10 protein-coding genes and 2 pseudogenes are annotated in these 11525 nt (G+C 67.5%); 2 read left to right on the top strand and 10 right to left on the bottom strand.

Annotated elements, in window-relative coordinates:
- The coding region (locus tag ELR45_RS08215; protein ID WP_129665121.1) for an MFS transporter at positions 1 to 1120 on the bottom strand (1120 nt) is incomplete at its 3' end.
- Positions 1121 to 1214: 94 nt separating this feature from the next.
- Between ELR45_RS08215 and ELR45_RS08220 the strand changes: the two genes are divergently transcribed.
- On the top strand, positions 1215 to 1802 hold the full coding sequence (locus ELR45_RS08220; protein ID WP_129664971.1) for a TetR/AcrR family transcriptional regulator: 588 nt from the start codon (positions 1215 to 1217) through the stop codon (positions 1800 to 1802).
- 220 nt (positions 1803 to 2022) lie between these two features.
- Here the strand turns inward: ELR45_RS08220 and manD are convergent.
- From manD to ELR45_RS08265, 9 genes and pseudogenes are all read right to left on the bottom strand, one after another.
- Positions 2023 to 3232, bottom strand: a pseudogene (gene manD, locus ELR45_RS08225) (D-mannonate dehydratase ManD).
- Positions 3233 to 3241: 9 nt separating this feature from the next.
- Entirely contained in the window at positions 3242 to 4141 is a 900-nt protein-coding gene (locus ELR45_RS08230) for a carbohydrate ABC transporter permease (RefSeq protein ID WP_129664973.1), read from the bottom strand.
- The gene (locus ELR45_RS08235) at positions 4138 to 5091 is read right to left on the bottom strand and encodes a carbohydrate ABC transporter permease (RefSeq protein ID WP_205856225.1); all 954 of its coding nucleotides are present in this window, start codon (positions 5089 to 5091) and stop codon (positions 4138 to 4140) included. Before ELR45_RS08235 ends, ELR45_RS08230 begins: the two co-directional genes overlap by 4 nt.
- Positions 5092 to 5170: 79 nt before the next feature.
- Positions 5171 to 6562, bottom strand: coding sequence for an ABC transporter substrate-binding protein (locus tag ELR45_RS08240; RefSeq protein WP_129664975.1), 1392 nt, complete (start codon positions 6560 to 6562; stop codon positions 5171 to 5173).
- Positions 6563 to 6635: 73 nt separating this feature from the next.
- Entirely contained in the window at positions 6636 to 7628 is a 993-nt protein-coding gene (locus ELR45_RS08245) for a LacI family DNA-binding transcriptional regulator (protein WP_129664977.1), read from the bottom strand.
- Between the two features lie 247 nt (positions 7629 to 7875).
- Positions 7876 to 8709 carry an alpha/beta fold hydrolase gene (locus ELR45_RS08250; protein WP_129664979.1) on the bottom strand — a complete coding sequence of 278 codons (834 nt, stop codon included), beginning with the start codon at positions 8707 to 8709 and terminating at the stop codon, positions 7876 to 7878.
- A gap of 328 nt (positions 8710 to 9037) precedes the next feature.
- Positions 9038 to 9469, bottom strand: coding sequence for a nuclear transport factor 2 family protein (locus ELR45_RS08255; protein ID WP_129664981.1), 432 nt, complete (start codon positions 9467 to 9469; stop codon positions 9038 to 9040).
- Positions 9460 to 10266 carry an MBL fold metallo-hydrolase gene (locus ELR45_RS08260; RefSeq protein ID WP_129664983.1) on the bottom strand — a complete coding sequence of 269 codons (807 nt, stop codon included), beginning with the start codon at positions 10264 to 10266 and terminating at the stop codon, positions 9460 to 9462. Before ELR45_RS08260 ends, ELR45_RS08255 begins: the two co-directional genes overlap by 10 nt.
- Positions 10267 to 10292: 26 nt before the next feature.
- Positions 10293 to 10925, bottom strand: coding sequence for a DsbA family protein (locus ELR45_RS08265; RefSeq protein ID WP_129664985.1), 633 nt, complete (start codon positions 10923 to 10925; stop codon positions 10293 to 10295).
- A 64-nt stretch (positions 10926 to 10989) separates the two neighbouring features.
- Between ELR45_RS08265 and ELR45_RS37220 the strand changes: the two are divergent.
- Positions 10990 to 11525 (top strand): annotated as a pseudogene (locus ELR45_RS37220) (helix-turn-helix domain-containing protein); the annotation flags it as partial.

Consider the following 11525-nt stretch of genomic DNA (forward strand, 5'->3'; position numbering starts at 1 on the left):
TCCCGGCTGCCGCGACCGACACGCCGGCGACGACGGTCCCCGGGTGTATCGACAGCGCGGGCGCGGCCATTCCCGCCGCGGCGACGAGTAGCCCGGCGACGGCGAGTGGACGGGCACCCACCCGTGCGATCGCCCGGCCCGTGATGTTGGCGCCGGCCATCGTCGCGAGCGCGACCGGGAGGAACAGCAGTCCGGTCCGCAGAGCGCCGTAGCCGCGTGCCTGCTGGAAGTAGAACGTGCCCAAGAAGAACACGGCGATCATCAGCGCCGTCGCCAGCAGGATCAGGAACGTGCCGGTCGCCACCGGGCGCCGGGCGAGCAGCCGGACATCCATCAGCGGCGAAGCACTCCGTCGCTGCCAACCCACGAACGCCACGTAGCCCACGGCGGCCACCAGCACCGTTATCCCTGTGGTGGCGGTCAGCCAGCCATGGTCGCCGGCGTTGACGAATCCGTAGATCAGCGTGCTGGACGCCGCGGTGACCAAGAGCGCACCGAGTACGTCGAGCCGGCCGCCTGTCCTGGTCGCGGTCTGCCGGGGCAGCATCCTGGCCAGGCTCACGGCGATGACCAGACCGACGGGCACGTTGACGAAGAACACCCATGGCCAGCCCGGTCCGGCGGTGAGCACGCCGCCCAGCAGCACGCCGAGTGCGGCGCCGCCACCGCCGAGAGCGGACCACACGCCGAGCGCCTTGTTCCGATCGTTGCCGTCGAACAACGTGACGACGAGCGACAGTGCCGATGGCGACAGCAGCGCCGCGCCGACTCCCTGGGCGATGCGGCCGCCGATGAGCTGACCGGAGGAGTCGGCCAGTCCGGTCACCAGCGAGGCCACCACGAAGAGCAGCAGGCCGGTGAGCACCACCCGCTTGGCCCCGACCAGGTCCGCGAGCCGCCCGCCCAGCAGGATCAGCCCGCCGAACGCCAACGCGTATGCGCTGACAGTCCAGGTCAGGGCCTCGCGGCTGGCGCCGAGGTCGGTCTCGATGTGCGGCAGCGCGATGGCCACCACGGTCACGTCGAGGATCAGCATCAGCTGAGCCACGGCGAGGAATCCGAGGATCCGCCAGCGCAGCGGGTGCGGCGCCCGCGTGTCTTGTGTCTCGTCGTACGTCATGAGCCTGTCTCCCGTCATAACTCGTATGTCCAAGTACGAGTTCGTCAACCGAGATACTAACTCGTATATTCCAGTACGAGCTAGAGTGGATGAGATGAGTACCGCAGCAACCCGTCCGCGTCGGCGCGCCGACGCCGAGCGCAGCGTCGCCCGTATCGTCGCGGCGGCCCGAGAGTGCATGGGCCGCGACCCGGAGGCGAGGATCGATGACATCGCCAAGGCGGCCGGCGTCGGGCGAATGACGCTCTATGGCCACTTCCGGAACCGCGGCGAGCTGGTCGAGGCCGCCCTGGCCGATGCCATGCGGGCAGGCCAGGAGACGCTGTCCGCGGTCGACCTCAGCGGAGACGCCCGTGATGCGCTTGCCCGGCTGCTTGAATCAAGCTGGTACCTCGTCGCCGAGTCGACGGCCTTGCTTCAGGCGGCCCAGGGCGTCGTGCCGCCGGAGCGGATTCGTCAGCTGCACGCCGACCCTGCCGAACGGGTCGAGCAGCTCATCTGTCGTGGCCAGGACGACGGTGTGTTCCGCACTGACCTGCCTATGAACTGGCTGGTCAGCGCCGTACATTACCTGCTGAAGGGAGCGGCGGAGGAGCAACGGACCGGACGGCTGGACGCCTCGGACGCCGCACATGTCGTGACGGCCTCCGTGCAGTCGGTCCTCGCCCGGGAGACGCCGTAGGCTGACATCACCGGCAGGCCGCCTCTGACGAGGTCATCCCAGTCATCGTGCTCGGCCGGCCGGGGAGGGCTGCGGGGTCCTGGGTGTTCGGCCATCGTCAGGGCGATGACTCGCGCACGACGAGATCATACGGGGCGAAGCGGCATGGTGGGCGGCGAGTCCCGGTCGTCCCCGTCCAAGCGCTGCTCGATCAGATCGAGGGCGCGACCGGTTGGGTGGATCACCAGCTGTGCACGGAACCGTCTTCGAGCCGGCTGACGGGGAGGTACGCCGGGCTGTACGCGTAGCGGGCAGCGAGCTCCTCGTCGATGTCGACGCCCAGCCCGGGTGCGTCGCCGGGATGGCCGGTACCGTCGGCGATCCGGTACGCGTGCGGGAACACCGCCTCGGTGGCCTCAGTGTGTGGCATGTGCTCCTGTAGCCCGAAATTGGGAATGCTCAGGCCCAGGTGCAGAGCGGCGGCCATGCAGACCGGTGACAGGTCGGTGGCGCCGTGCGAGCCGCTGCGCACATGGTGCAACGCGGCGAAGTCGAAGATCCGGCGGACGTGGCTGATGCCGCCCGCATGCACGACGCTGACCCGGATGTAGTCGATGAGCTGCTCCTGGATGAGCTGGTAGCAGTCCCATACCGTGTTGAACACCTCGCCGACCGCCACCGGCGTGGTGGTGTGCTGCCGAATCAGCCGGAACCCCTCCTGTAGGTCCGCCGGCACCGGATCTTCCATCCAGGTCAGAGCGTAGGGCTCCAGACTCCGCCCGAGCCGCCCGGCCTCGATCGGCGTCAACCGGTGGTGAACGTCGTGCAGCAGCTTGAGCTGTGGACCGAACTCCTCCCGGACGCGGGCGACCATCGACGGCAGAAAGTCCAGGTACTTCTCGGTGGACCAGATGTGTTCGCTGGGCAGAGCGCTGTCCGCCGGCTCGTAGGCAGCCCCGTCCTGGCTGACGCCATAGGTCTTCGCCAGGCCGGGCACCCCCGACTGGACCCGGATGGCCTGGTATCCCAGGTCCCGATGGTGGGCGACGTCCTCCAGGAGCTCGTCCACGGTGTTACCGTTCGCGTGCGCATAGAGGGTCGCGTACTCCCGGCTCTGCCCGCCAAGCAGCTGGTACACCGGGAGCCCGGCAACTTTGCCCCTTGATGTCCCATAGCGCGGTGTCGACGGCGGCGATGGCGCTCATGGTGACCGGCCCGCGCCGCCAGTAGGCGCCTTTGTAGAGGTACTGCCAGGTGTCCTCGATGCGGGTAGCGTCGCGTCCGATCAGCATCGGGATCACGTGGTCGCTCAGGTAGGAGGCGACCGCGAGCTCCCGGCCGTTCAACGTGCCGTCGCCCACCCCGGTCACGCCGTCGTCGGTGGTGATCTTGAGGGTGACGAAGTTGCGGTCGGGGCAGGTGACGATCACCTTGGCGTCGACGATCTTCACGGGCTCTCCTCAGCCTTTGATGGACCCGGCGGTGAGGCCGGACTGGAAGTAGCGCTGTAGCGCCAGGTAGACGACGACACTGGGCAACAGCGCCAGCAGAGCGGCGCTCATGACGATGGTGATCGGGATCATGTCGTCCTGCCGGAGGTTCAGCAGCGCGATCTGCAGCGTGAACATGTCGGTGTCCTCTGCCACGATCAGGGGCAGCAGGTACTGGTCCCAGATCATCAGGAAGCCGAAGACGGCGACGGTGCCCAGCGCCGGCTTCACGCACGGGAGGATGATCCGCCAGAAGATGGCGAAGTCTCCCGCGCCGTCGATCCGGGCCGCCTCCTCCATCTCGATAGGCACCTCGCGCATGAACTTGACCAGCACGAAGATTGAGAAGGCCCAGCCCACCACCGGCAGGATGAGCCCTGGGTAGGAGTTCAGCAGGCTGACGCCGAACGGCGGGACGTCGGCGAGCACCAGGTACAGGGGGATGGCGATGACCTCTTCGGGCATCATCATGGTGGTGAGGATCAGCAGCAGCACCACGGCGCCGCCCCGGAAACGCTTGCGGGCCAACGCGTAGGCGGCCAGCGCGCTCACGAGTACCTGCAACGGGACGCCGATGCCGGCCATCACCGCGGAGTTGAAGAAGTACCGCGCGATCCGTCCGCTGCCCCACGTCCCGGTGATGTTGCTCAGCGTGATCTCTTCCGGCACCGTCACCAGCTCGCCGGGCGGGACTGCCGACCCGCTCAGTGCGGCCGCCACGATCGACCACAGGGGTGTGACGAAGATGAAGATGAGTATGGCGATGAGAACCCATTTCCCCACCTGGAACGTGATCGCCTTCGCGGGTTGGCGCAGGCCGTCCCGCCGTCCAGCGGTGGGGGCCGGCGGCCGGGTCGCTAGCTCGGTCATGCCTTCTCCCTCCGCAGGAACAGGAACGCCGCGGTCAGCACGGCGGTGAGCAGGAAGAGCAGAGTGGACAATGCGGCCGCGTAGCCGAGGTCGAAGTCCACGAAGCTCACCCGGTAGACGTAGGTCATGATCACCTCACTGGAGCGTGCCGGTCCGCCGCCGGTGAGGGTGTAGACCTCCGGGAAGACCCGGACGCCGCGGATGATCCCCAGGGTGATGACGATCGTGAAAGCGAAGCGGATCTGCGGGATCGTCACGTATCGCACGCGCTGCAGCCAGCTGGCTCCGTCTACCCGCGCCGACTCGTACAGGGTCCGGTCCACCCCGGCCAGCCCGGCGATGAAGATCACCATGTCGTATGGGGCGCTCTTCCAGATATGCATGCCGATGACCGAGTGCAGCGACATGCCCGGGTCGTCGATGAAGCCCAGCGGCCCCACCCCGATCAGCCCGAGCAGGCTGTTCAGCGGTCCGGAGGCCGTCGGGTGATACAGGATGCGGAAGACCTCCGCGACGACGGCCACCGTCACGACGGCAGGAAGGAACACCGCCGTGCGCACGATACGGATGTGGTAGGCCTGGCCCTCCAGGGCGAGCGCCAGCATGAACCCGATCAGCGCCGAGAACCCGACGGCCAGGACCACGTAGACGGCGGTGTTCCAGAACGCCTGCTGGAGGAAGGTGTCCTGGAAGACGGCGGTGAAGTTGTCCAGGCCGATCCAGGTGTTCTCGCCGAAGACCGCTACGTCGAAGAAGCTGAGCCAGATGCCGTAGCCGATCGGGTAGAACTTGAAGTAGGCGAACAGCACCAGAGCCGGTGCGAGGAACGCCCACGGTGTGAGTGCCCGGCGCAGGGTAGAGCGTCTCTGAGCCGGCTTGCTGTCCGTCGGCGTCGACGGAGCTTCTGCCCGTTCGGCGGGCTCGCGTCGTCGTTGCTTGATCGTCGGCACTGGCGACGTCCTTCCATGGTGGTGGGGAGACGGCGGTGTGCGCTGCCCGGGAAGCGTCAGCGGCGCACACCGGACCCGGCTACTCCGCGAGCACTCCCTGGGCGTCCAGCTCCGCCGCGACCTGCTCGTTGAGGTCGTCCATGAGGAGATCGATGTCGGCGTCGGGGTCGGAGATCACGATGTTGACGGTGTCCGCGACGATCTGGCGGAACGGCCCGAAGTTCGGAACCGGGGTGACGTAACGGCCGGACTCAGCGAACGTCTCCGCCACCACGTCCCAGTACGGGTGGTCGTAGACCTCGCCCGCGCTGACGTTCTCGTTGATCGGCAGCCGCACGACGGAATAGCCACCGGGGTTCATCCCGGCCTCCTGACCTTCCGGCGAGGCGACCCACTCGGCGAAGGCCAATGCCTGATCGGCCTTGTCGGTCCCGGTCATGACGTAGAGTTGCTCGCCCTCGGCCAGCGTGTCGTTGCCGGCCGGCCCGGTGACCGGCTCGATCACGTCGTAGACGTCTTGCCCCGGCTCGTCGTCGAAGCCCGCGATCATGTACGGACCGGTGTGATAGAGCCCGCTCTCGCCGGACTGGAAGTAGGGGTGGGAGTCAGCCGTGACATGGTTGGCCGTGCCCGGCTGTACCACCTGGTGGTCGAAGACCATGTCGTGCAGCCACTGCATGGCCTCTCTGGCCTCCGGTGTGTCGAGGGTCGGGACGAAAGTGCCGTCGTCCTGGGGCTCGAAGTAGTCGCCGCCGGCCTGCCACAGCAAGGTGATCCAGAACCACGATGCGTATCCGCGCTGCGAGGACCCGGGCACGACATACCCGGTCGTGTCGTCCTCGCCGTTCTCGTCGGGGTCGTCGTGGGTGAAGGCCCGCGCGATCTCGACCACGTCGTCCCAGGTCTGAGGGTCGTCGAGACCGAGATTGTCACGCCAGTCCGACCGGATGTAGAGGTTGAAGGCCTGCGTGGAGGTCGGCACCGCATAGTAGCTGCCGTCCACGCCCTGCGCGGCGGTCCAGGCCAGGTCGAGGATCTCATCCCGGTTCTCGAGTACGTCCGGGTCGATCTCCTGCACCATGCCCCAGTCCACGAGCTGTCCCAGGCCCTCGGTGTCATAGATGATGGCATCTGGCAGGTTGCCGGCCGACGCCGCGCGGATCAGGGACTCCTCGAATCCGGTCACTTCGCCGTAGAGCTCGATCGCCTGCCCGGTTTCTTCCTCGTACAGGTCGGCCATCTCCTGATAGGTGGGCAGGCCGCCATCCTCGGCTTGGCGGACCCAGACCTGAAGCGGCTCGTCGGTCGCCTCCGCGTCCGCGGGGTTACCGCCGCCGTCCTGGCTGTCGCCGCCACCGTCGTCGCCGCCGCACGCGGCGACCAGCGAGAGGATGAGCACGGCGGTGCACGACGTGGTCAGGGTCCGGTGGCGCTGGCTGGATGTCGGGCGTGGTCCTGTCTGAGCCTTCATCACTCACTCCTTCGTGGTGGTTTGCTTCGGTCCTCGCCGCATGTCTCGCTGGGAGATGGTGAGGGCCTGGCTGTCAGAAGCCGGGAGCGGGCCCGGTCGATGCGCGCACCACCAGCTGGGTCTCCAGTTCAACGTCCAGCGAAGTGTTAGCGCGATCCTCCTCGTCCAACACGCTGAGCAGGAGGTCGACGGCGGCGCGTCCGGCTTGTTTCTGGGGTAGGGCGATGGTGGTCAGCGAAGGACTGCACATGGCCGACAAGGTGATGTCGTCGCAGCCCACCACGCTCATCTGTTCTGGTACGGAGACGCCCCGCGTGCTGAATCGGTTGAGGAGCCCGAGGGCGACGACGTCGTTGTACGCCATGACGGCCGTCACCCCCTTGGCCAGCGCGAGGTCCGCCGCGGCTACGCCGCTGCCGAAGTGCGGCGGGAAGTCGCCGAGCTCGACCAGCTCGACGCCCGCTGCCTCCGCGGCTGGGGGTAGGCCGCGAACGCGTTCCCGGCTCGACCATGAGTTCGCCGGGCCTGCGATATAGGCGACCCGACGGTGTCCCAAGGCGGCGAGATGGCTCACCGCCTGCCGCATGCCCCCGACGTTGTCCACGGTGAGGGCTGGGAGGTCCACAGCGCGCCGGTTCATCAGGACGACGGTGATGTCGGACGACAGGGCCCGCAGGTCCTCGTCCTTCATGCGGGTGGAGCACAGGATGAGCCCGTCCACCTGCTTCGCCAGCGTGCGGGCGAGCCTGGCCTCCGCGCCTTCGTCCTCGTCGGTATCGGCGACGAACATCGCGAAGTCGGCCTCGTGAGCGCGGGCTCGCACCCCCTTGACCACACCCGGAAAGAAGGGGTTGGCCAGGTCGGGGACGATCAGGCCAATATTGTGGGTTCGTCCGGTGATCAGCCCGCGAGCCGCGCGGTTCGGCTGGTAGCCGAGACGCGTGGCCGCGCGGCGGACTCGATCCCGGGTAACGGGATTGACGAGTTCCGAATCGGTCAGGGCACGCGAGACAGTCGAGGGTGAGACACCGGCTGCTTCCGCTACATCTCGGATGGTTGCCACCATCTGGTCTCCTCGTCGTCTGGCGTGGCCCGGCAGCCGTGAATGACGCCCGTCTTGCGGCTTCCAGGAGTATGAAATCGTTTGTAGTAGTTGTCAAGAGCGGCTTCTGTTGCAGTGCTCTGCGCGTGCACGCGCCTGGCGATGTTAGATGTTATGCACCGGCGATCTGCCATCTACATGGCATACAAACGTTTGCAAGATCTCACGTCGACACGTCAACCTACGCTGGTGTTCGCCGACCGATCCGGCCTCACTGCTTGATGAAGTCGTGAATGAGCTCCGCCAGCACGACCGGCTGGTCCACTGGGATGAGAGTGCCGCTGTTGTCGACGGTCTCCAATCGCGAATCGGGGAACATCCCAGCCAGCCGGAGGCCGTGGTCTGCTGGCATGACCCGGTCGTCGTGGGCCCAGACGACGAGTACAGGCCGGTGGAATGACCCGAAGCTACGTGCGGCAGCGAGTAGATCGCGTCGATCCACAGCCCGGAGGAATCGGGCCGCGTCTTTGCGTATGGCCCGGTTGGTCTGGCATGGCTCCAGCCAGGAGTCCATGACGTCGTGGGGCACTGGCTTCTGAGACATCCAGCCGAACGTGAACGGCAGCCGGCGCAGTGGCCGCCACCGCAGTGGCTGCAACGCCGCATTGATTCCGCCCGGCATTCTGGCGGATAGCACGGCCACCTTGCCGGGTAGCCCGGGCGGAAAATTCTCGAAAGCGTCACATGCGACCAGCCCTAGCCGGGCCACACGGTCTGGATGCCGGGCGATCAACAGCTGGGCCAGCGCACCGCCAGTGTCGACCCCCACGAGCGTCACGTCGCGCAGCTCGAGCCTGTCGAGAAACTCGACGATCAGCTCGGCTACACCCACGGGAGACATATCCGCGTCGTCGACCATGGCGTGGCGGTGGCCACCGATCGGAAGGGTCGGAACTACACACCGGCACTCACCTCGGAGCCTGTCCACGACGTCGCGCCATAGAGCGCTGTTCATGAGCACACCGTGCAGAGCTACCACGACAGGCCCGTCGCCTCCGGTGTCGTCGTACTCCACGACGCCCGCTGAGAGCTTGATCTGAGGCATGTGCACCACGTCCTGCGTCGTTACCTTCGCGGCCGCTACGGTGCCGCGAAGGAAGTCCGGCATTCTTTCTTAGACCAGGGTGCCACTGGTGCCGGGAGGTTGACGTCCGTTGCGGAGCGAACCTCTGTGTACGTCCGTTGTGGTAGGCCATGGCGAACCCGCGCCGGATGCTGCAATTCGTGTCGGATACTGCCATTCGTGTCGCCATACCGGTCGATCGGCGCTCTTTGCGACACGGATTGCAGCATCCGACACAGATTGCAGCGCGGACATCGGCGCTGGATGCGTGGGCCACCCGAACGAGGCGGCTCCACGCATCCGGCCGGCTTCATATGCCGTTTTGGCCCTCGGCCGTGGCCGCGTCGCGAACCAGAGCGGTGTCGACGAACTGTTCGAACCGGACGATCAACCCGCCACGCACCGTAAAGTGGTGTGCCACCCGAACGTTCAGGGGTTTGCGGGTCGCCTTGTGGGTCGCGGTGTAGCGGGCCAGGACGACGACGTCCTCGCCGTCCGCGACGTAGGTGTCGTCGTGGACGACCCAGCCGTCCCAGTCCTGCGCCAGCTTCTCCATCACCTCGCTCGTCACGCCCTCGGGTGTGCGGTAGGTGCCGGCGAGCGGGAAACCGGCCATCTCCGTCCACTCCACGTCTGGGGCGAGGGTCGCGCGCAGGGCGGTGAGGTCGCCCGCAGCGGAGGCGAGGTACTGTCGCCGGACCACGGCCGCCGGTGCCGTGTCGTCGGCCGGGGTCAGCCCCATGTCATCTCTCCCTTCGCAACCTTGGTGCCCAGCGAGGCGGCGATCCGCAGCCCGGCGTCCGGGTAGGCGGCCAACAGGCTTTCCTCGGCCGCTGTGGCGTCGGCGGCGTCGGTGATGGTCTTCTCGAAGAACCGCAGGTACTCGCGGGTGTGCCGGATCGCGGTCGCGTCGGTGGGCGCGCCGGCGACGCGGTGGCCGGCGACGACGAAGGCGGGGTTGAGCGCTTCAACGCCGTCGAGGAAACGGAGCCATTCCGCGCGCTCTTCGACACTGGGGGTGTCGGCGGTCCACACGTGCAGCCCTTCGAACAGCAGCACACCGCCGAGCAGGGCGCGTGCCTCCGGTTCGAAGACGTACCAGGCGCGGTCGCCGAGAGCCTCGCTGCCGCGGCGCACCTCGAGCTCGACACCGTCCACGGTGACCGACGGTGTGGTCAGCGGCGCGATGTCGACCAGCCGGGTGGGCAGGTTGGCGCCGAGGTGTGCCCAGGCGCCCAGCTTCTTCTCATAGGTCTCGCGGATGTGGTCGATGACGTCGGCCGGTGCGACGAACACCGCCTCGGGGAAGGCGTCGGCGACGACCTCGGCGCCGAAGTAGAAGTCCGGGTCACCGGCGGTGATCAGCACGGTGGTCAGCCGCTTGCCGGAGTCGAGGACCTCGGCGACGATCCGGTGCCCGTCGGCCCGGGTGAAGGTCGCGTCCACCACGATGGACTCCGTGTCACCCGTGACCAGCGTGCTCGTCTTGTTGAGCGAGCTGTCGGCCGCGTCGATGATCTTGTAGGTGAGGTTGCTCATTGCTCTGTCCCTTCGGGCTGTTGTTGTTATTCGGAATGGGCGAGGTGCCGGTCGATCGCGTTGGTGAGCTGGGCCTCCGTGGACGCGGGACCGCCGAGCCTGATCACGCCGGTGTCGGTGTGCAGCAACAGGGTCGGGTAGGAAGTGACCCCGAGCCGGGCCGCGCGCGTGAAGTCCTGTGCCGCCGCGGTCCGGCCTGTGGGCGAGACGAACCCGGTCACGACCGCGTCCGCGTCCAGGCCCTGCTGCTCGGCGATGTGGCGGTAGGTCGATGCCTCCGACAGGCTCAGCCCGTCGAAGTAGAACGCCCACTGCATCGCCTCCGCCGATTCCAGGGCTCGGTCGGGAGCGGCCGCCCGCAGCGCGGCGAACCCGGTGGCGGCGGCCGTGGAATCCATCTCGAAGCGGCCGTCGGCGACGAGCTCGTGGTAGCCGGTTCCGAACTCGACACCGGTCAGCGCGGCGATGCGCGCGTTCGCTCCTGCCACGTACGTCATGGTGCCGATCGGCGCAACCTGGGCTCCGGTGAACAGGCCCCCGCTGACGACGTCAAGCTCGACCCGCCCGGCGTTGGCGGCGGCGAAGTCGCGGACCGCCGGGCCGAAGCCGTAGCACCAGCCGCAGTAGGCGTCGAATACGTAGGTCAATTTCACGTTCATGATCAGAATTCTATGGAGCTGGCCTGCGGTTTTCACGGTAGCTGCAAGACGTAACATGGTAAAAATGGGAACCATGCCTCCCGACGCCATCCGGTCTGTCCGGTATGTGCCACCGCCCGGTGTGACCGGAGAGATCGAGCTCACCTCACTGGCTCGCATGCGGGTACGCGGCGGCCCACGCGAGTTCATCGAACCCCAGCGCCTAGACTTCGACCTGCTGGTCCGTGTCGAGTCGGGCGGCACCGTGCACACCGTCGACTTCACCGGCTACCCGCTCGAACCCGGCGACCTCATCTGGGTGCGCGCCGGGCAGGTGCAGCAGTGGGGCGCCATCGACGACATCGAGGGCCCGGTCTTCCTGTTCACCCCGTCCGCGATCGACACCGGTACGTGGGAGCTGATCCGGTCGGCGGGTGTGGTCACCCCCAACCACTGGGCCGCCGCCACGGTCGCGGGCACGCCCGCGGCGGCCGCCCTCGACGCCGTGCAGGCCACCGCCGCGACACCGGCGCCGTCGTCCGCGGACGTCCGCGACGCCGCCTTGGCCCGTGCCCTCGCCGCGGCGCTGCTCCTGCTCGTCATGGTCGAACCGGAGGCCAG

The sequence above is a fragment of the Phytoactinopolyspora endophytica genome, assembly GCF_004138495.1.
GTDB lineage: Bacteria > Actinomycetota > Actinomycetes > Jiangellales > Jiangellaceae > Phytoactinopolyspora > Phytoactinopolyspora endophytica.